Origin of the sequence: Gordonia amicalis NBRC 100051 = JCM 11271 (genome assembly GCF_000332995.1) — a bacterium.
Taxonomy (GTDB): domain Bacteria; phylum Actinomycetota; class Actinomycetes; order Mycobacteriales; family Mycobacteriaceae; genus Gordonia; species Gordonia amicalis.
The window spans coordinates 1-21,621 of the sequence record NZ_BANS01000048.1; the positions used below are offsets into that span (position 1 = coordinate 1).

Annotated in this window: 10 protein-coding genes; 7 read left to right on the forward strand and 3 right to left on the reverse strand. The window is 67.9% G+C overall.

All coding sequences use genetic code 11. The features are described 5' to 3' along the window. From GOAMI_RS19350 to GOAMI_RS19380, 7 genes are all read left to right on the forward strand, one after another. Nucleotides 1-1,262 (forward strand): alpha/beta hydrolase-fold protein (locus GOAMI_RS19350; RefSeq protein WP_006438281.1); only part of this gene is annotated, 1,262 nt, incomplete at its 5' end. Nucleotides 1,263-1,492: 230 nt separating this feature from the next. Continuing rightward, the gene (locus GOAMI_RS19355; protein ID WP_006438282.1) at nucleotides 1,493-2,041 is read left to right on the forward strand and encodes a DUF732 domain-containing protein; all 549 of its coding nucleotides are present in this window, start codon (nucleotides 1,493-1,495) and stop codon (nucleotides 2,039-2,041) included. Between the two features lies 1 nt (nucleotide 2,042). Next, nucleotides 2,043-3,050 carry a cutinase family protein gene (locus GOAMI_RS19360; RefSeq protein WP_006438283.1) on the forward strand — a complete coding sequence of 336 codons (1,008 nt, stop codon included), beginning with the start codon at nucleotides 2,043-2,045 and terminating at the stop codon, nucleotides 3,048-3,050. A 181-nt stretch (nucleotides 3,051-3,231) separates the two neighbouring features. Continuing rightward, entirely contained in the window at nucleotides 3,232-4,242 is a 1,011-nt protein-coding gene (locus GOAMI_RS19365; RefSeq protein WP_006438284.1) for an LLM class F420-dependent oxidoreductase, read from the forward strand. 261 nt (nucleotides 4,243-4,503) lie between these two features. Further along, nucleotides 4,504-6,408 carry a long-chain-fatty-acid--AMP ligase FadD32 gene (gene fadD32, locus GOAMI_RS19370; RefSeq protein WP_006438285.1) on the forward strand — a complete coding sequence of 635 codons (1,905 nt, stop codon included), beginning with the start codon at nucleotides 4,504-4,506 and terminating at the stop codon, nucleotides 6,406-6,408. 100 nt (nucleotides 6,409-6,508) lie between these two features. Further along, nucleotides 6,509-11,875, forward strand: a complete 5,367-nt coding sequence (gene pks13, locus GOAMI_RS19375) for a polyketide synthase Pks13 (RefSeq protein ID WP_006438286.1) — start codon at nucleotides 6,509-6,511, stop codon at nucleotides 11,873-11,875. A gap of 40 nt (nucleotides 11,876-11,915) precedes the next feature. Beyond that, nucleotides 11,916-13,466: an acyl-CoA carboxylase subunit beta gene (locus GOAMI_RS19380; RefSeq protein WP_006438287.1), complete on the forward strand. Its 1,551-nt coding sequence runs from the start codon at nucleotides 11,916-11,918 to the stop codon at nucleotides 13,464-13,466. A gap of 79 nt (nucleotides 13,467-13,545) precedes the next feature. On the opposite strand, the gene GOAMI_RS19385 is transcribed toward GOAMI_RS19380, so the two are convergent. The 3 genes from GOAMI_RS19385 to GOAMI_RS19395 all read right to left on the reverse strand — a co-directional run bounded on the left by GOAMI_RS19385 (nucleotide 13,546) and on the right by GOAMI_RS19395 (nucleotide 21,596). Next, a complete protein-coding gene (locus GOAMI_RS19385; RefSeq protein ID WP_006438288.1) occupies nucleotides 13,546-16,911 on the reverse strand; it encodes an arabinosyltransferase domain-containing protein in 3,366 nt (1,121 codons plus the stop codon). Next, on the reverse strand, nucleotides 16,904-20,161 hold the full coding sequence (locus GOAMI_RS19390; protein WP_006438289.1) for an arabinosyltransferase domain-containing protein: 3,258 nt from the start codon (nucleotides 20,159-20,161) through the stop codon (nucleotides 16,904-16,906). The genes GOAMI_RS19385 and GOAMI_RS19390 overlap by 8 nt, the downstream gene beginning before the upstream one ends. A 226-nt stretch (nucleotides 20,162-20,387) precedes the next feature. Further along, the gene (locus GOAMI_RS19395; protein ID WP_006438290.1) at nucleotides 20,388-21,596 is read right to left on the reverse strand and encodes a DICT sensory domain-containing protein; all 1,209 of its coding nucleotides are present in this window, start codon (nucleotides 21,594-21,596) and stop codon (nucleotides 20,388-20,390) included. Nucleotides 21,597-21,621: the final 25 nt, after the last annotated feature.

Sequence of the window (21,621 nt, forward strand, 5' to 3'; positions counted from 1 at the left end):
CGGCTCCGGCTCCGGCGGCGGCCCCGGTCCCGCCCGGCAAGGTGACCAACACCTACTGGTACACCGATCGCCGGGTCGCCCTCTGGGTGTACTCGCCGTCGATGAACACCAACATCCAGGTGCAGATCCTCCTGGCCCGTGACTGGCACGCCAAGCCCAAGGAGAAGTTCCCCCAGCTGACGATGCTCGACGGTCTGCGTGCGCAGGACGACCAGAGCGGCTGGATCCTCAACACCAAGATCGTCGACTTCTACAAGGACAAGAACGTCAACGTGATCCTGCCGATCGGCGGTGAGTCGAGCTTCTACACCGACTGGAAGGAACCCGACCGCGGCAAGAACTACAAGTGGGAGACGTTCCTGATGCGGGAACTGCCGCCCGTCCTCGAGAACGACTGGCGATCCACGGACGTCCGCGGCATCGAGGGTCTGTCGATGGGTGGTTCGGCCGCGATGATGCTCGCCGCACGTAACCCCGGGTTCTACAAGTTCGCCGCATCGTTCTCCGGCATCCTGCAGTTCAGCTCCTTCGGTATGCCGCAGGCCATCCAGTTCGCGGTGCGCGACGGCGGCGGCTACGACTCGATGAAGATGTTCGGGCCGCCCTCGGATCCGGCCTGGAAGGAACACGACCCGTACGTGCTGGCCGAGAAGCTGCAGGGAACGAGCCTGTACGTCTCCTCGGGCAACGGCATGGTCGGCGAACACGACAAGCCGTCGGACATCCCGATGCTGGCGACCAACTACTCCGGCGTGGGCTTGGAGATGCTGAGCCGCGTCACATCTCAGCAGTTCGCAATCCAGTTGAACCGCAAGGGAATTCCGGGTCAGGCCGTCTACCGTCCGTCCGGGACGCACACCTGGCCGTACTGGGAGTTCGAGATGATGCAGGCATGGCCGCAGGCTGCGGCTGCCCTCGGCCTCTCGCGTGATGCGGTCGCCTGCCGCGTCGACGGTGCATTCCGCAAGCTCTGGGACGCCAACAAGGGCGATCTGGGTGGCTGCCTGACCCCGTCCTACGGTGTGCCCGGTGGCAAGGCCCAGGACTTCGCCAACGGCCGCATCTTCACCGGTCCGAAGGGTCCGAAGATCGTCACCGGCGCCATCGGCGGTGCCTATGTGGCCGCGGGCGGCCCCGGGGGCCGTCTCGGCAAGCCGCTGAGCAACGAGGAGCCGACCCGCGACGGCAAGGGTCGGGTCAACTACTTCGAGCACGGCCGCATCACCTGGACGGCCAAGGACGGCAGCAAGGTTCTGAAGTGATGGGTTCTGAGGTGATGGGTTCTGGAGTGATCGGGGCCTCAAGTGCGGGTCGAACCTCGACCGCACGTGTGCACCTGCTGAGACTTCGCTGAGGAATCGAGGGGTTCGTGCAGGTCGCGCCCGTGAGCGGGATCGTCGGGGTGTGCGGGGACGGTAGCCTGACGGGGCGTGCGATGCAGTGTCCGACTGCGTCGCGTCCGGCTGGATAGAAGGTTCGACAGGAAGTGGCGATGACAACGAAGTGTGCTCGGCTGGTGCTGGCCGTGACGGGCCTCGCTCTCGCGCTCGGCTCGGTCTCGGCCTGTTCGGACGACTCGACGGCCAGTGCACCGATCACCAACAACCCGGTCACCACCACGTCGCTGTACTCGGCCGCGGGATCGTCCGCGAGTGCGCCGGGTTCGGCATCGGCCGAGTCGCCCAGCAAGGCCGTGTCAGACGCGCCGTCGGGCACCTCGAAGCTGCCCGAGACCGGACCCAACCCGAGCACCAAGGTCCCGGACAGCTTCCCCGGTCCCAGCGGAGCGCCGCTCGACGACAAGGCGCGTGCCTACCTCGGTGCGCTCAAGGCGGCGAACGTGACCTTCATGGGGGACAACGACAACTCCGTCGCGCTCACCATGGCGAAGTACGTCTGCGGCGCCCGGCAGAAGGGCACCGATCCGGGCATGGTGAAGGCTTTCGTCACCGCCTCGGTCGGGCCGGGCACCAAAACCGTCGAAGAGGCGAACATCAAGGCGGACAAGGTGATCCGCGCGGCAGAACAGCACTACTGCTGACGTGATGGCCAAACGCACCGCGGGCCGCGCTCGGCAGAGCCCCGCCCGGCGGTTGGGTAAGTTCTCCCTGTTGCTGCTCGCGCTCGCGGTCATCGCGATCGTGCTCATCGTCCTGCTCGTCCTGGTCTGGCTGAAGCCGGGACCGACGCCGCCGATCGGTCCCGGGAAGCCGTCGACTCCGACGAAGGAACGTCCCGAGGCGCAGCCCGCGGACTGTCCCGATGTGCTGACGGTGGTGATCCCCGGAACCTGGGAGTCGAGCGCCGGAGACGACCCGTACACGCCGACGGCCAATCCGAATTCGCTGATGTTGCGAATCTCACGGGGGCTGTCCGAGCAGTTCGATTCGTCGCGGACCGAGATCTACACGGTGCCGTACACCGCGCAGTTCCGGAATCCGACGAATCTCGCCGACCGTCAGGCCGATTACAACGTCTCGCGCACCCAGGGCTACAAGCGTGCGGCCGGAAAGATCATCAACACCAACAAACGCTGCCCGCTCACGAACTACGTGCTGATGGGGTTCAGTCAGGGGGCGGTGATCGCGGGCGATCTCGCCAGCAACATCGGCAACGGCCGGGGTGTGCTCGCCGACGGTGACCAGGATCTCGTTCTCGGGGTCGGGCTCATCGCCGACGGGCGTCGCCAGCCCGGCAAGCAGAACGACGTGGATCCCAGCCCCGACGGTGTCGGTGCCGAGATCGCGCTCGGCGGCATGGGCAACATCGTCCCGGGCATCACGATGACCGGTCCACGCGACGGGGGATTCGGCGATCTCGAGGACCGTGTGGAGTCCATATGTGCGCCAGGTGATCTCATCTGCGATTCGCCGACGGTCCTCAATCCGCTCGCCGCCGTGTCGAAGTTGGCGAACGTCGCGAACAACCCGATCCACGCCATGTACGCCACGCCACGGCACTGGGAGAACGACGGTCAGACCGCGACACAGTGGATGTACTCGTGGGCCAAGGGCCTCATCGACGACGCCCCGCGTCCGAAGCACAGCTGACCCCTCGGTGTCCCGCAGTCCGTCAACTTGCTGTAACCCTGCTGCCGACACCACCGATTCGTTTTGCGGGGCCGTCACGCTGCATTAACGTGTTGGGCTGGCCCGGCGTTCGTCCGGGCGATCGACACAGGAGATGCCACACGGCGTCCCTCGACGGCCGGAACACGAGGAGAGGACAGCGATGACGCAGCCCCCGAACGATGCGGGTGGCAGCTCCTCCGGTCTGCGTCCATTCCGATTCGGTGCGGGTGGTGAGGGCAACAAGGACGAGGGTGGTGCCCGCAAGTTCGTCAAGCTGGCCCAGACCGCCGAGGAATACGGCTACGACACGTTCGCGGTGCCGGATCACCTGGGCAACCAGGTCGGTCCGCTGGCCGCGCTCGGTGCGCTGACTCAGGCCACCAGCACCATCCGCCTGGCGACCTCGGTGCTGGCCAACGGCTGGCGTCACCCGGCGTTGCTGGCCAAGGAGGCCACCACGATCGACGTGCTGAGCAAGGGGCGACTCGAACTCGGCATCGGCGCAGGCTGGATGAAGGAAGAATTCGACAAGGCGGGGATCGAGTTCGAGTCCCCGGGTGTCCGTATCCGTCGGCTCGGCGAGGCACTCGTCATCCTCGACGGGCTGATGCGCGGCGAGACCGTCGACTTCGACGGCGAGTTCTACAAGATCAAGGGCCTCGAGGGCAGCCCGCGACCCCGTCAGGGACCGCGGCCGCCGATCGCGGTCGGCGGTGGCGGACCCAAGATGCTGGCGCTCGCCGCCAAGCACGCCGACATCATCTCCGTCGCCCCGGGCACCACGCCCGACGGCAAGATGAAGTTGTCGGACATGACCATCGAGAAGACGGCCGAGCGCGTCGACCGCATCCGCCAGGCCGCGGGTGACCGTTTCGACGACATCGAGCTGAACTGGACCATCGCCGTCACCGTGATCACCGACGATCGCGTGGCAACCGCCGGGATGGCGCTGAAGGCCCTGGAGCAGGGCTATCCGCCGAACATCGCGCACGACACCGAGTTCACCGTCGACGACGTGCTGTCCTCGCCGTACATCGCGATCGGCAGTTTCGAGGAGATCGCGGATCAGATCCGTGAGGTCCGCCGCCGCACGACCATGTCCTACGTCGGGGTCTTCCCGACCCAGATGGACGCCTTTGCGCCCGTTCTGGCCCAGTTGAAGGGGGAGTAGGATGACCGTCTGTCTCGCCGGTGAACCGCGAGGTGGTGGGTCGTCAACCCGCGGGTGTGCGTCACCGAGCCGACGTACGCTTTTTCAAAGCTGAGCATGACGATCACAATTTTTTCGTTGGGTAACTGGACGTGCGCTACCGTATCCCGCGGTCGGCACAGGACGTGGATGGCAGAAACGCCGGGTGTTGTCGCCGAAGGACGTCACCGGGGAACTGCACTCGCGTGGGGGGAGTCCACGAGGGGGCCACAGGAGTAATGAATGCTGAAGACTGAACTCGAAGACTTTCTCGACGAAACGGGCAACATCTCGTTCACCGAGGAAGCGACGCTTGTCGACTACGTCGAGCAGAACGTACGCGAGCAGGCCGATACGCTGGCCTACCGGTTCATCGACTACAGCCGTGAGCGTGACGGTGAAGCCCAGGACCTGACCTGGGCGCAGTTCGGCAAGCGCCTGCGCGCTGTCGCCGCACGCCTGCAGCAGGTGACGAAGCCCGGCGATCGTGTCGCGATCCTCGCGCCCCAGTCGCTCGAGTACGTGATCGGCTTCTTCTCCGCGCTGTACGCCAGCACCGTCGCGGTGCCGCTGTTCTCGCCCGACGAGCCCGGCCACACCGATCGTCTGCACGCCGTCCTCGACGACTGCAAGCCGACCGCGATCCTCACCTCCACCAAGTCCGCCGAGGCGGTCCGCGACTTCTTCGCGCCGCTGCCGGCCAAGGAGCGCCCGCGCGTCATCGCCGTCGACGCGGTGCCCGACTCGGTGGGGTCGAGCTGGGTCGCCCCGGTCGCGGGCCAGGACCACAACAAGGACACCGTCGCGTACCTGCAGTACACGTCCGGTTCGACCCGCGTCCCCGCAGGCGTGGAGATCACCTACCAGGCGGTCGCCGCGAACGTCCTGCAGATCTCCGACACCATCCAGATCGACCGCAACGCGCGTGGCGTCACCTGGCTGCCGATGTTCCACGACATGGGTCTGCTGACCGTGATCCTGCCCGCGCTCGGCGGCCGCTACATCACGATCATGAGCCCGCAGGCGTTCGTCCGCCGGCCCGGCCGCTGGATCAAGGAACTCGCCGCGGCCGCCGACGGCGCGGAGACCTACGCCGCGGCCCCGAACTTCGCCTTCGAGCACGCCGCCGCGCGCGGTCTGCCCAAGGAGGGCGAGACCCTCGACCTGTCGAACGTCATCGGCCTGATCAACGGCTCGGAGCCGGTCACGGTCAGCTCGATGAAGAAGTTCAACGAGGCCTTCGCGCCCCACGGCCTGCCGAAGACCGCCATCAAACCCTGCTACGGCATGGCCGAGGCCACCCTCTTCGTCTCCGCGACCCAGCGCGACAACGAGGCGAAGGTCATCTACGTCGACCGTGACGATCTCAACGCGGGCAAGCTCACCGTCGTCGACGAGGGTGCGCCGAACGCGGTCGCCCAGGTGTCGTGCGGTCAGGTCGCGGTGAGCCAATGGGCCACCATCGTCGACCCGGAGACGGCGACGGAGCAGCCCGACGGACACGTCGGCGAGATCTGGCTGCACGGGCTCAACATCGGTGCCGGCTACTGGAACAAGCCGAAGGAGACCGAGGAGACCTTCCACAACAAGCTCGTCTCGCCGCTGGCGGAGAACAGCCATGCCGAGGGTGCCCCGGCCGACGCCCTGTGGATGCGGACCGGCGACTACGGTGTCTGGCTCGACGGCGAGCTCTACATCACCGGCCGCGTCAAGGACCTGGTCATCGTCGACGGACGCAACCACTACCCGCAGGACCTCGAGTACAGCGCCCAGGAAGCCAGCACCGCGCTGCGTCCGGGCTTCGTCGCCGCCTTCTCGGTACCGGCGAACCAGCTGCCCGCCGTGGTCTTCGAGTTCGCCGGCAGCGGCCTCACTCCCGACCCCGACGACGCCTCCGAGCAGCTGGTCATCGTCGCCGAGCGCGGCCCGGGTCGCAAGGCCGATCCGCAGGAGGTCGCCGACACCGTGCGTGCCGCCATCGCGCAGCGTCACGGCGTCATGGCGCGCGACGTCCTGCTGGTTCCCGCCGGCTCGATCCCGCGCACCTCGTCGGGCAAGATCGCCCGCCGGGCCACCCGCGCCGCCTACATCGACGGCAGCCTGCGCGGCGGCTACAAGCAGACGGCGTTCCCGGACGCGGCGGAATAGCGCGCCGGGCACCCGTTCACGGCCGCGGTGTCGGTGATCGTCCACAACAGTCACCCGGCACCCGGTTTCGGGTGCCGACGAGAGCAGTAGTCTGGAAACGATGTCTGAACTGAACACCGACGAGTCGCGCAGCACCGATCTGCCCGACGATTCGTCCCTCGAAACCCCCGGTTCGGTAGACGGAGCGACCGCCGACGCGAGCACTGCACCCTCGACCGGTCAGGCCACCCCCGGAGAGACCGCCGGTGACCTCACCGTCGATGAACTGCGTGACTGGCTGCGCGACTGGGTGTCGCAGTCGACCGGTGTGCCGGTCGGCCAGATCGACGTCGACCGGCCGATGGAAGAGCTGGGACTGTCCTCGCGCGATGCGGTGGCGCTCGCCGCCGACGTCGAGGACAAGACCGGGGTCATCCTGACCGCGACGGTGGTCTACAACCATCCGACGATCGCATCCCTGGCCCAGCGCATCATCGAGGGCGATCCCGACGAGGGCCTCGACGACACCGCCGACACGTTCTGGCGGCGTGATCGCAGCGCGGACGACGACATCGCGGTCGTCGGCTTGTCGACCCGTTTCCCCAAGTCCGGCACCACCCCGGAGTCGACCTGGGAGGCGCTCATCGGTGGCGTCGACGGCATCTCCGACCTGCCGGAGGGCCGCTGGACCGAGTTCACCTCCGATCCGCGTTTCGCCGAGATCCTGGAGTCGTCGAACATCAAGGGCGGCTACCTCGACGACGTGCGGTCGTTCGACGCCGACTTCTTCCAGATGAGTCCGCGTGAGGTCGAGATGGTCGACCCGCAGCAGCGGCTCGCCCTGGAACTCACCTGGGAGGCGCTCGAGCACGCGCACATCCCGCCGAGCGACCTCAAGGGTGCGCCGGTGGGAGTGTTCATCGGTACGTCGACCAACGACTATCAGCTGCTGGCGACCCTCGGCCTCGGTGAGGGCGCCGAGGACACCGCGGCCTACGCGCTGACCGGTACCTCCACGGCCATCGTCGCCAACCGCGTCTCCTACTTCTACGACTTCCGTGGACCGTCGATCGCGATCGACACCGCGTGTTCGTCGTCGCTCGTGGCGATCCACCAGGCGGTCCGCAGCCTGCGTACCGGCGAGTCCGACGTCGCCCTCGCCGGTGGCGTGAACATGCTGATCACGCCTGCTGCGACCCTCGGTTTCGACCGGATCGGCGCGCAGGCCAAGGACGGCCACATCAAGGCCTTCTCCGCCGACGCCGACGGCATGATCCGCGCCGAGGGCGGCGGTCTCGTCGTGCTCAAGCGGATGGCCGACGCCCGCCGCGACGGCGACGAGGCCCTCGCGGTCATCGCCGGTTCGGCCGTCAACTCCGACGGTCGATCGAACGGTCTGCCGGCCCCGAATCCCGAGGCCCAGGTCGAGGTGCTGCGCTCGGCCTACACCGACGCGTCGATCGATCCGCGCTCGGTGGACTATGTCGAGGCCCACGGCACCGGCACCATTCTGGGTGACCCGATCGAGGCGGACGCTCTCGGGCGCGTCGTCGGACGCGGCCGCGCCGCCGACAAGCCGATGCTCCTCGGTTCGGTCAAGACCAACTACGGCCACATGGAGTCGGCGGCCGGGGCCGGCGCGATCGCCAAGGTCGTGCTCGCGCTGAAGCACGGGGTCATTCCGGGTTCGCGCAACTACAGCGGCCCCAACCCGTACATCCAGTTCGACGCCAACAACCTCAAGGTGATCCCGGAGTCCACCGAGTGGCCCCGCTACTCGGGCCACGCCGTCGCCGGCGTCTCCGGCTTCGGCTTCGGCGGCACCAACGCGCACGTCGTCGTCCGCGAGGTGCTGCCGAGCGACCTGCAGCCGGAGGCGGCTCCGGTCGATGCCTCGGCTTCCGAACTCCCGGCCACCGAATCGTTGCCCGGGAACTCTTCGCTGGTTGAGCCGTCTTCTCCGCTGGTTGAGCCTGTCGAAACCGAGGACGAGTACCTGACCGAGGCGGAACGGGCCATCCTCGCCGCTCAGGCGTCGAACACCGAGCCGGCGGTCGAGGAGACCGCCGTCGATCCGGCCGAGGGTTTCGCACCGTGCGCGGTCGAGGGTTCGGTTGTGCCGCTGGTGATCTCCGGCTTCCTCCCGTCGCGGCGTCGCAAGACCGCGGCCGACCTGCTCGAGTGGCTCGAGTCCGACGAGGGGCGGGCGACCCCGCTCGCCGACATCGGTCGTGCCCTCGCACACCGCAACCACGGCCGCTCTCGGTCCGTCGTGATGGCCCGCTCGCACGAGGATGCCATCACCGGTGTCCGGGCGATCGCCGACGGCAAGGGCAATCCCCTCGTGTACTCGGCGGATTCGCCGGACGCCGCCTCGGCGGTCTGGCTGCTGTCGGGTTTCGGGTCACAGCACCGCAAGATGGCCAAGCAGCTCTACACCGAGAACCCGGTCTTCGCGAAGTACGTCGACCGCGTCGACGGGTACATCCAGAACGAACTGGGTTACTCGATCGCCGAGATGTTCCTCGACGACGAGCAGACCTACGGCATCGAGACCAGCCAGGTCGGCATCTACACCATCCAGGTCGCGCTGGCCGACACTCTCCGCCACCATGGTGCGGAACCCGGTGTGCTGGTGCCGCATTCGATGGGTGAGGCGTCGGCCTCCTACATCAGCGGCGGACTGTCGCTGGAGGACGCGACCCGCGTCATCTGCCAGCGTTCGCGCCTGATGGGCGAGGGCGAGTCGATGCTGCAAGGCGACGACATCCGCCTGATGGCGCTGGTCGAGTACAGCGCCGAGGACATCAACGACGTCCTCGTCGACTACCCCGACCTCGAGATCTGTGTCTACGCGGCACCGACGCACACCGTCATCGGCGGCCCGGAGGCGCAGGTCGACGCGATCGTCGAACGCGCCGAGGGCGAAGGCAAGCTCGGACGCAAGCTGGCCACGAAGGGCGCGAGCCACACCTCGCAGATGGACCCGATCCTGGGCGAGCTCGCCTACGAGCTCACCGGTATCGAGCCGCAGCGCCTCACCACCGGTTTCTACAGCTCGGTCGACCGCGAGGTGTTCTACCGTGCGGGACACGGGCCGGTCCACACCATCGACTACTTCCTCAAGGGTCTGCGCCACAGCGTGTGGTTCAGTCAGGCCATCTCGAAGGCCGTGGAGAACGGTCACCGCACCTTCCTGGAGCTGTCGCCGAATCCGGCGGTCCTGATCTCCGTTGCGGCCGTGACCTTCTCGGCCGGCCTGCACGACGCCGAGCTCATCGAGACGCTGCGTCGCAAGGAGGACGAGAGCTTCGGCCTGGTCAACGCGCTGATGAAGCTGTACGTGCACGGCCACCCGGTCGACGTCGCGTCGCTGTTCGGCACCGGCGACTATGCGGCGGTCCCGCGAACCCGCTTCGAGCGCAAGGAGTTCTGGCTCAAGGCGCAGATCTCCTCGGGCGGCTCGGCCGGCTCCGTCCCGGGTTCGCATGTCGCGCTGCCCGACGGACGCCACGCGTGGGAGGTCAACGCCGCAGCCGTCACCGACCTGCGTGCGCTGGTGCACGCCGCCGCCGCTCAGGTGCTGACCAACGCCTCCGTCGGTGCGGCGGTCTCGCACGGCGAGATGCCCACGACCGGCACCGTCACCACCACGCTGAGCCCGCATCCGGGCGGCGCGTCGGTGAGCGTGCACGTCAAGGCGGACAAGAACTTCCGTCTGCTCTTCGAAGCCGTCGTGACCGGCGACCTCGACGAGGCCGCGGGTTCGGTGTCCACCGCGCCGGCGGCGTCCACGGAGTCCGGTCCGGCCGTCTTCGCCGACGACAAGGTGGTCGTCGAGGACGAGGTCGTCGACGACATCGGCAACAGGTGGAATCCGGATTCCGGTGAGAGCGTGGGGGATCGCCTCGCGATCATCGTCGGCGAGTCGATGGGTTACGACCCCGAGGACCTGCCGCGCGAGATCCCGCTGATCGAGCTGGGCCTCGATTCGCTGATGGCCGTGCGGATCAAGAACCGCGTCGAGTACGAGTTCGACATCCCGCAGCTGCAGCTGCAGGCGATGCGCCAGGCGAACCTGGCCGATGTCCAGAAGTTCGTCGAGTTCGCGGTCACCCATCGCGACCAGCTCGACGACCTCGCCGAGAACGCTTCCGGCGGAGGTGAACTCGACACCGCAGCGCTCAACGCCTACATCGACGAGCAGAACGCCAAGGACGAGGCCCCCGTGCCGGCCACCGAGGAGTCCCCGGAACCGAAGCAAGAGGTCGCCGAGGACGTCGCGGACGTGGAGGTCGCGGTCGCGACCTCACCCGGCACCAATCCCGAACCGGTGAAGGCGCCCACCGACATCACCTCGCAGAAGGCGGTCGCGGAGGCCGCCGGTTCGGATGTCCCGCCGCGCGATGCGGCCGAGCGGCTGACGTTCGGCACCTACGCGGTCGTGACCAAGAAGTCCGCCGGCGGCATCTTCAACAAGCTGCCGGTGCTGTCGGAGGAACTGGCCCAGCAGCTGACCGATCGTCTCAACGAGCGGACCGGTGGCGACATCGACGTCGAGGACATCCTCGACTCGGAGACCATCGAGGAGATGTCGAACTACGTTCGCGATCACCTCGATGCCGGGGCGTCGACCGACGGATTCCTGCGCTACCTGCGTCTGGTTCCCGAGGGCAAGAAGGTCTACGACCCGTCCGCGGGCGACCCGACCCCGATCCTGCTCTTCCACCCCGCGGGCGGCAACACCTCGGCCTACGAGGCACTGCTCAAGCGCCTGCCCGACGACCAGCCGGTCATCGGTTTCGACCGCGGTGTCGAGGGAACCATCGAAGACCGTGTGCGCGAGTACATCCCGCGTCTGCGTGAACTCCAGCCGCACGGCCCGTACGTGCTCGTGGGCTGGTCGTTCGGCGGTGCCCTCGCCTACGGCGTCGCCCAGGTTCTCCGGGAAGCCGGTGAGGACGTGGCCTTCGTCGGTCTCATCGACGTCGTGCGTCCGCGTGAGGACATGACCGAGACGCCGGAGACCAAGCGGGCCCGCCTGGAACGGTGGAAGGACTTCGCGATCCGCAACTACGACCTCGACCCGGATGTGCCGATCCCGATGGAGCGGCTCGTCGAGACCGACGACGAGGGGCAGTTCGCGATCATCATGGAGATGATGTCGATGTCGGGCACCAAGATCCCCGGCGGCATCATCGAACACCAGCGGACCTCGTTCATCGAGAACCGGGTGCTCAGCAACATCGCGCCGGAACCCTACGACGGCAAGGTCGTGCTGTACCGCGCGGACAAGATGCATGCGGGTGCGATCGAGCTGGAACCGCAGTGGGCCGAGATCGACGAGGACGGCCGGTGGGGTGAGGTCGTCGACGACCTGGAGATCATCCACATCGGCGGCGACCACCTGTCGATCGTCGACGAGCCCTACATCGCCAAGATCGGCGCAGATCTGGCCACGCGTCTCGGCGAGCTTGGTAAGAAGTAGTTTCAACGAGACATCGTGGTCGCGTAGAAAGTGAAGGACCGTGACTGACACCACCGCAGGCAAGCTCGCCGACCTCCGGCAGAAACTGAAGGCTGCTCGCGAACCGGGAGGGGAGAAGGCACTCGCCAAGCGTGCCGCGAAGGGGATCTGCTCCCCACGCGAACGTCTGGCGATGCTGTTCGACCCGGGGACGTTCGTCGAGATCGGCGCGCTCGCCAAGATGCCGGGTGCCGCGGAGAGCGGCTACGGCGACGGTGTGGTCACCGGCCACGGCCTCGTTCACGGTCGCCCCGTCGCTGCGTTCTCGCACGACCAGAACGTCTTCGGCGGCACCGTCGGCGAGATTTTCGGCCGCAAGGTGGCCTCGCTGATGGAGTGGGCGGGCAAGATCGGCTGCCCGATGGTCGGCATCAACGACTCGGCCGGCGCCCGTATCCAGGACGCGGTCACCTCGCTCGCCTGGTACGCCGAGATGGGTCGCCGCAACGACCTGCTCTCCGGTCTCGCCCCGCAGATCTCGGTCATCCTCGGCAAGTGTGCGGGCGGTGCCGTGTACACCCCCGCCAACACCGACATCCTCGTCGCCGTCGAGGACAAGTCGTACATGTTCGTCACCGGCCCTGATGTGCTCAAGCAGGTCAACGGCGAGGAGATCTCCGCCGAGGACCTGGGCAGCGCGCACAACCAGGCCCGCTGGGGCAACATCCACCACATCGCGCCCGACGAGAAGGGCGCCTTCGAGTGGGTCCGCGAGTACCTGCAGTACATGCCGTCGAGCGCGTATGAGGAACCGCCGGTGATCAATCCGGGCCTCGAGCCGGAGATCACCGAGTCGGACCTGTCGCTCAACGACTTCATGCCGGACAACGACAACGCCGGTTATGACATGAAGGACATCATCATCCGGCTGTTCGACGACGGTGCCTTCCACGAGGTGGGAGAACTGTTCGCGCCCAACATCATCACCGGGTACGCGCGCGTCGACGGCCGCTCGGTGGGCATCGTGGCCAACCAGCCGAGCGTCATGTCCGGTGTGCTGGACACCGATTCGTCGGAGAAGGCAACGCGTTTCGTCCGGATCTGCAACGCCTACAACATCCCGCTGGTCTTCCTGGTGGACACCCCGGGCATCCTCCCCGGCCTGGCCGAGGAGCAGAAGGGCACCATCCGGCGGTCCGGACGCTTCCTCTACGCCTACGTGGAGGCCGACGTACCCAAGGTCACCGTCGTGCTGCGCAAGGCCTACGGCGGCGCCTACGCGGTGATGGGCTCCAAGCACCTCGGTGCCGACATCAACTTCGCGTGGCCGACCGCCAAGATCGCCGTCATGGGCGCCGAATCGGCGGCCGCGGTGCTGACCCGTCGTCAGACCGAGGGACTCTCGGCCGCGGAGGCCGACAAGGTCCGCCGCGAGTTCATCGACTTCTACAACACGATGATGGCCACGCCCTACCTCGCGGCCGAACGCGGCTACGTCGACGCGGTCATCGAGCCCGCCGAGACCCGGCTGCAACTCCGGAAGGCCTTGGCGCAGTTGCGCGACAAGCAGGTCCTCAAGACCCCGCGCAAGCACTTACTGATGCCGATCTAGCGCAGGCCCACCCCTTTTCGGCAAACCCAGCACCTCTCGGGGTGCTGGGTTTGCCCATTTGTGGTGGATCTACGGACCCCTAGTTGCCGATCGCCCGCATCGGGCCCGGCGTCCAGAGCCCGTTGTGGGTCTCGGTGGACAGGGTCAGCTCGGCGTCGGTCTGCGGCAGGATCGGGGTGAGGGCCTGGAGCGAGCCCCAGTCCTTCGCCCAGTCGTTGCGCAGATACGACGGGTAGACGCGACCGCGCATCTCGTTCTCGATGATGCCCAGCGGACCACCGGCGTCGCCGGACATCCAGCGCTGCGAGTTCACCCGCTCGCCCTCACGGTCCGGGGAGATCCGCCAGGCCGGTGTCTCGAGGACGCCGTGCTTGACCTGAGCCGGCCGCTGGCACGGGAACGCGAGTCCGGCCTCCCAGTCGATGAGGACCGGATCCTCGCTGCCCACGAGCGAATCGAGCGTCTCCATCGACGAGACCCGCGGCGGCGTCACCGCGAGCCACTGATCGCGCAGCGGCGAGGTGTCCTCGGCGAGCACCCGGACGACCGTGGCGCCCGGAGGTGCCTGGTCCAGCGGGAAGCGCAGGTTGCGCCACTCGGGAGCGCCGCCGATGTCCAGCGGGACCATCTGGCCGGCGGGGGCGACCGTGCCGTCCGGCGCGACGCGGCCGAACTGCAGCCTGACCTTCTGGCCCGGCCGGACCACCGCGAGGTCGTCGATGTACTCGACGTAACCCGCGACGGACATGGTGATCAGCGGCTGGTCGTCGGAACGCTTCCCGGGCAGCTGATACCACTCGGAGGTGAGGCTGCCGGTTCCGGTGGGGGAGTTGTAGGTACCCAGCACCGGGGTCTTGGCCGGTGACAGTCCGAACGGCAGCTTCACCGTCGAACCGTTGACGCCCGCCTGAGCGGTGCGTCCGCCACTGGTGTCGCTCGACGCCGTGGTGTCGTCGGAGCTGCTGCTGCTGTCCTCGGTCGGATCGGACTGTGTGCGATCGACTTCGGCGGTCGACGTGCCGGCGGAGTCGTCGGACTCTGCCTCGGTGTCCTCGGAGAGGTCCGAGGCGACGCCGTTGGGATCGAAGCCCACCGCGCCGGCGCCCGTGAGTGCGGAACCGGGCGACGGGTTGTTCTGTCCGGCAACGCGTGCCGGAGCCAGTAGCCCGGCGGTCGGATCGCCCTCCACCAGCACGGCGTCGGCGAGCGCACACGGCTCACCCTTCAGGGCGTTCACGTTGGAACTGAGCCACGACCATGAATTGCGCTGCGTCCAGTCGGCTTTCGCGAACGAGACCAGGGTGAAGCCCAGCATGATGGTCGACACGACGATGATCGACGGGCTGCGCAGGCGCGCGAACAGCGACGTCGACGCACCCGCGCGGACGGTCTCGTCGACGTAGTCGTCGCGGAAGTGCTGCCACAGGCCCAGCAGCGTCAATGCGACGGCAACGGCGAGGATGCCGGTCCACAGCGGGATTCCCTTGACGTCGGGAACCGCGTCGCGCCAAGGGATTCCGTAGCTGCCGACGTACCACCACTGGTTGCGTCCGGAGAACGCCAGCGCGAGGACGTAGGCGCAGGCGGCGGCGAACAGCGTGCGGTTGCGGCGGCGCCGCATGATCGTCCGGTCCGCGCAGGCGGTGGCCACCGCGGCCAGCGCACCGCCGATTGCCGCATACACACCCATCTGGTGGGTCCACTTGGTCGGCAGGAACGCCATAAGGACCGCCGACCCGGCCACCATTGCGAGCAGGCGCCAGGTGGGCGCGGTGGCGATCCCGGGCAGCCGTCGGCGGTTGAGCAGCATGATCACCACGAGGATGAAGCAGGTGAACACGATCAGGACGCCGAATCGCCGCGCGATGCCGCCGTCGGCGGTCGGGTTCATCAGCATGTAGTAGCGCATCGGCTCTTCCCACCACTTGTTGGTGGGACCGACCTGGCCGTTGACCGACACCGCTTCCAGGATCGGTGCGAGCGGCTGGTCGGCGAAGATCTCGAACATCACTGCCAGACCGGCGGCCAGGATCGGGAGCAGCAGGGGCAGGACGCCGTCGCGCTTGCGGCGCACCACGAACCGCTTGAGCAGCGGGCGGATACCGGCGACGAGTGCGATCGCCGCGATGACGCCGGTGGGATGGATCGTCAGCGTGAACGCCGCCAAGATGATGGCGACGGTCAGCGGGAAGAACCGGCCGGTGGCGATGGCGCGTTCGACGCAGACCCACGTGAAGAGAGTGCCGAGCGCGATCAGCGGTTCGACGCGCAGGCCGTTGTTGTAGGGCATCCACACGGCGAGGAAGACCAGCGCGGCTGCCCAGATCGCGGGTGTTGATTCGCGGACCGCACGTCCCAGCCGGGGGATCGCGGCACGGGAGATCAGCCACCACGACGCCATGGCGAATCCGAAGGGCAGCAGGCGGAGCCACGGAGTGGCGGTGCTGATGTCCATCCAGACCGACAGGTACTGGTAGTGCCAGCCGAACGGATCCTGCGGCACACCGAAGTAGCGGTAGTAGTTGTCGAGATAGCCGGCCTCCCGGGCGATCCGGCCCACCGTCACCTGATATCCGTCGTCGGCGGTGTTACCGCCGACGAACAACCAGATCAGCAGGATGAGGGCAACGAACCCGTCGACCGGACGCACTCGCCACCAACCGGCCGGGAAGACCTTGTGGTGTCCACGCGCATCCCGGGCGTCGAGGACGGCGAGGGCGACGAGCGACAGGATGGTCGACGCCACGCCCAGCACCAGCAGCCAGAACTTGAGAGTCGTGGGGGTGGAGACGAATCGGGTGTCGATGGTCGACCGGAAGGACAGGCCCTCGGTGGACACATTCGACGGGAGCCCCGAGTAGACGCCGATGATCTGGGGCCGTGCGTTCGGGTCCTTGAGGTCGAACTCGTGGATCGCACCCTCGGCCTCGGGCACGCCCTGGATGGAGCCGCGACTGCCGTCGGTGTCGGCGTCGACGACGATGCGGCAGCCGGGGGCGTTCTGAGCCGCGGCACGAGGAGTGTTGAGCAGGACCACATTTCGTTGAACGACCTGCAGGTTGTCGGCGGTGGCCCGGATGAACAGGCCGACCTTTCCGGCTTCCGCACCCCCCTCGGGCACCGTGGACAGCAGGACGCCGCCGTCGCGCGGGAGCGACGCACCCAGCGCACAGGGGACGGAGACCTCCATCGACACCGGCACGAACGACACGCTCGGTGCCGCGACGTTGGCGACCGAACCCTGTTGCGGCCAGGCGAGCTCGGACTTCGTGTAGTCGACGGGCAGGAACGGGCTCAGCAGCGCCAGCAGGATGCCGAGTGCACCCGCCGCCATCGCGACGATGCGGGCCTTCCCGGCGTGACGCTCGGAGAAACTGTCCCGGCGTTCGGTCACAGGTGGGTCGTCGTGTTCCGTCTCGACGGGAACGTCAACGCGGTCAGTCATCTTCGGGCACCACCCTGATCGGGCCGGGTCGTGACCAACCCCAGTTGGTCGACGAACCGGTCATCACGTCCGCGGGCCGCGCCTGCGGCACCAGCGGGTTGAGTCGCTGCAGGTTGCCCCACTCGCGATACCAGTCGTTGTCGAGATATGTCGCCACCGTCGACGGCCGGGTCAGCGCCTCGACCGTCGTCAGCAGGCCGCCGTCCTCGGTGGCCATCCAGGTCTTGGACTGCGAGTTGGCAATCCACGACTCCGGCAGGATTCGCCAGTCGGGGATGTCGAACACACCCTCGTGGGCGGTCATCGGCCGCTGACACGGGAACCAGGCGCCGGCGGCGAAGTCGATGAGAACCGGATCGGTCGATCCGACCACCTGTTGCAGGGTCTCGAGGACCGGTGCACGCGGAGGCGTGATCGCCAGCCACTGGTCGGCGTCGAGGTTGTTGTCCTTGGCGACGATCCGCATCGCGGACGCGTCGGCGGGCACGCGGTCCATCGGGATGCGGAGGTTGCGCCACGGCCGGTTCGAACGTTCCGCGTCGATCGGGACCGCCGGTGCGCCGACCTGGACGAACTCGCCGTCGACCTCGCGACCGAACTCGACCTGGAGTGACTGTCCGAAGATCGGCACGCCGTCGCGATCGTAGGTGAACACGGCACCCGCGGCGGTGATGACGATCAGCGGCGAGGCAGCGCGGTCCGGCAGGCGGTACCACCCGGTGGTCAACGTGGCCTGTCCGTCGCTGGTCTCGTGACTGCCCATGACCGGGGTGGTCGCGGGGTCGAGGCCGTACGGGAGCGCGGCGGTGCTGCCGTTGACCCCGCGCGGGCCGACGCCGCCCGCGGTGCCGGGATTGGAGCCGTAGACGATGAAGGTCTTGGACAGGTCCGCCGAGGTGTTCATCGCGCCGGGCTTCTGGGCACCGGCCTGCGGTGTCAGATCGGGTTTCACGCCGTTCGGGCTGAAGCCGTGCGAGTCGCCCGCCAGCGTCTTGGACGCCGACTGGCCGGACGCCGGGGCGAGCGTCCCCTTGTTGGGGTCGGGTTCGACGAGAACGGCGTCGGCCATCGCACAGGTGTTGCCGCGCAGGGAGTCCAGGTTGGCCGACAGCACGGTGAACGTGTCGGCCCGGCTGACCGCGGCCTTGGCGAAGACCGCGAGTTCACAGGCGACGATGAGGACGGCGATCGCCGCGATCGGTGCCGAGGCGACCCCGATACGCCAGCCCGCGGGTGCGGCTCCCTTCTCGTGCGCCAGACCGGTCTCGTCGACGAAGTCCATGCGCAGGTGCTGCCAGATCGCGAACACCAGCGCGACGACGGCCAGCGCGAGCAGCACTGTGGAGACCTGCATGCCCGCGACGACCGGCGCCTTGTCGAACCAGGCGATGCCGAAGTCGTACGGCCAGGGCCACGCGTTCTTGCCGGCTGCCGCGGCGGCGCACGCCACCAGCAGTCCGGCGATCAGGATCGACAGGTTGCGCAGCGTTCGACGCGCGGCCTGGCCGATCGCGACACAGGCGACGGCGGCCAGTGCCGCGCCCAGACCGGCGAAGATGCCGAACTGGATCGTCCACTTGGTCGGGGTGAACGACAGCAGCAGGATCGTCAGCAGCGACGCACCCAGGACGCGCCACACCGCGCCGGGATCGATGCCATCGATTCGCTTGCGGCGCAACATGATCGCCAGCACGAGGAACATCGACACGGCGAACAGCAGCACCGGGATACGTCGTGCGAGCGCACCGTCGGTGTGGTTGACGGCCAGGAAGTAGTAGCGCAGCAGCTCCTGGTACCAGGCCAGCGTCGGCCCGACCGAATAGCGGATGCGGATCGCCTCGAACACCGTCGCGAGGGTCTGGTCGCGGAACACGACGATGACGACGAGCGCGCCGGCGCCGAGGACTGGTGCGAGTAGCGGCAGCAGGCCGTCCTCACGGCGTCGGCGGACGAGGATGCGCAGCATGGGTCGTGCGCTGGCGATCAACAGTGCCAGCGCGACCAGACCGTGCGGAGCCAGCGCCAGGGTCAGCAGCGCGGTGAGCGCGGCGAGTGCCGCGGGGAGTATGCGGCGCGTGGAGACCGTGACCTCCACCGCCCACCAGGTGAGCAGCGTGCCGAGCACGATGATGCCCTCGCTGCGCAGGCCCGAACACATCGGCAACCAGAACGCCAGGAACACCGCGGCGCCGGTCAGCATCGCCCACTGCGACCGCCGGACGGCGCGACCGAGACGAGGCAGCAGCACCCGGCTGAGGATGAACCACGCGGCGAGGCCGGCGATCAGCGACGGCAGGCGCATCCACAGGCCCGTGGTCGAGATCGTCGACCAGTAGGCGAGGAAGCTGTAGTACCAGTCGAACGGGGCTTCGGGAATGCCGTAGAAGCGGTAGTAGTCGGACAGGTAGCCCGCGTCCGCCGCGTTGCGGCCCATGTTGAGGATGTAGCCGTCATCGGGTGAGCCCGCGCCCAGGAAATGCCACACGACGAGCGTCAGGGTGACGCCGATGTCGGTGGGGGTGGGGCGGAGCGCCGAACGCAGACTCAGCCCGCGCCCGACTCGACGGTGATAGCCGTGGATTCGGTCCAGCCGGCCCACGGCGACCAGCGCGACGATCGCCGCGACGATCCCGACGATCATGACCAGCCACTTGATCACCGAGGGCGACGAGTCGAAGCGGTCGTCGATCTCGATCCGCACGTCGATGCCCGACGCCCGGACCTGCTCGGCGGTGAGGTCGGTGAAGACGCCGGCGATCTGCGGGTTCGACGAGGGTTCGGCCAGTCCGACGTCGCCGCCGCCGGCGGTCGCCGCACCCGGCGGCAGACCGACGAACTGGGCGCCCGTCGTGGTCGCGTCGGAGAAGATGCGCAGCTCGCTGCACGCGGACAGCGCGGAGCGTGGCGCCGATGCGAGGGTCTTGTTGCGGACCGTGACCGTGACGTTCGCGGCGTCGGCCACGACGAAGAGACCGTTCTCACGGGCCTTGGTGGCGTTCGCCGGCATCGTCGAGAGGACGTTGGTGGAGGCGTCGCCGGGGGTGGACGCGAGCACCGGGCACCCGACGGTGATCTGCAGATCACGCGCGGTCTGCGCGACCAGAGGTGCGGCGACCGATGCCGACTCCGGCTTCAGCTCCTGGCCCTGCGGCCATGTGATCGACGCCGTCGACGTGCTGACCGGCAGAAACGGGGTCAGGACACCGGCGACGACCGCGACCAGCCCGGCGACCGCGGCCACGATCGCCACAGTGCGGGAGGAGCGGTCGGAAGGATGCGCTGCAGGGGTATCGGCGCCGACGGCGGGCTCGTCTGTTTCGGACACTCCAGGCGACTTTGGCACAGGCGCATCGTAGTCAGCGATGCTGTGACAAACCCAAATCGTCCCGCTCCCTGAGTTGGCCCCGGAGCTTGCGGAGCGGCGGCGTGGTGCTCCCTGAGTAGCCCCGGAGCTTGCGGAGGGGCGTATCGAAGGGTCAGGCGAACCGCGCGAGAATCGAGTGAACGGCCTGGGTGACGGTCATCCGGTCATAGGTCTGGACGAACTCGAAGGTGCGCTCCAGGTCGGGTCCGGCGTCGTGCTGGTCGCGAGCGGAGAGCAGGGCCGCGAAGTGCGGACCGAGAACCGCGACGTTCCATTCGTTGATCAGGTCGTCCTCGGGATCGAGGGGCGCGCGATGCACGTTGCCGTCGCGGACGTCGGGCAGTCCGACCCCGTAGACACCGGCCAGGCCGGTCTTCTCCGACATCTCCCGCCACCGCTTGGCGGTGCGTGGGGTGAAGTGTTCGGCGTACTGGAAGGTGCCCAGGACGATGGCGGCGCCGCCGATCGCAGCCTGGTGTTCCAGCGCCTTGCTCATCTCGATGAGCAGCCGCTTGTTGCCCATCCGCGGTTCGATCGAGCTCGAGGCGATCCGATACGGGGTCGACTTGTCCGGGTCTGGGGTCGTCCACACCGGCATCTCGGGCAGCGGCACGATGGTCCGCGACGCCAGTACGGACGGGTCGGACACCGGCGGGTACAGATCGCCGATACCGAACGCAGCACCCATCGTCTGAGCGGTCACGCGGGACTGCTCGTCGTCGACGCCCTCGGCGATCACCACGGCATGACTGCGCTCGGTGTGCGCGGCCAGCGCGTGCGCGAGTTGGGCGGAATCGGCGGTCGCCTGCTTGGCGAGCAGTTCGGCGCCGGTCACGATGATGTCGGGTTCGACGAGCGAGAGCAGGGTGGCGGCGTGCTCGCTGCGGACCAGGCCGTCGACGCAGATGATCTTGCCGGCGTCCCGCGCCCGGGCGACCCGGGCGAGGGTGCGTTGTGGGCTGCGCTCGACGGCATCCGGCAAGACCACCATCACATGGCGCTCGAGCGTGCGCGTCGTCTCGTCGTCGAGATTGTCGATCAGTTCGAGGTCGAGATTGACCAGCAGCGGGAGGATCTTCGCCAGCGACTGTGCGCGCGGGTCGGCAGCCATCTTGCGTTTGCGTTCGTCCAGGACCGGATGTTCCTCGACGAGTCGCGCGGCCCGCTTGAGGGCGGCGGCGGTGGCGAGTCGGGTCCCGGCGGGGCCACGAAGCTGCAGTTCGACGGCGGCCAACGCTCCGTCCGACAGCCGGCAGACCTGCGCGAACTGCATGTGGAGCTCCAGATCGTTGAACAGCGTGAATGATCGTGTATCAGCCACACGTACCTCCCCGTCAGAGCGAGGA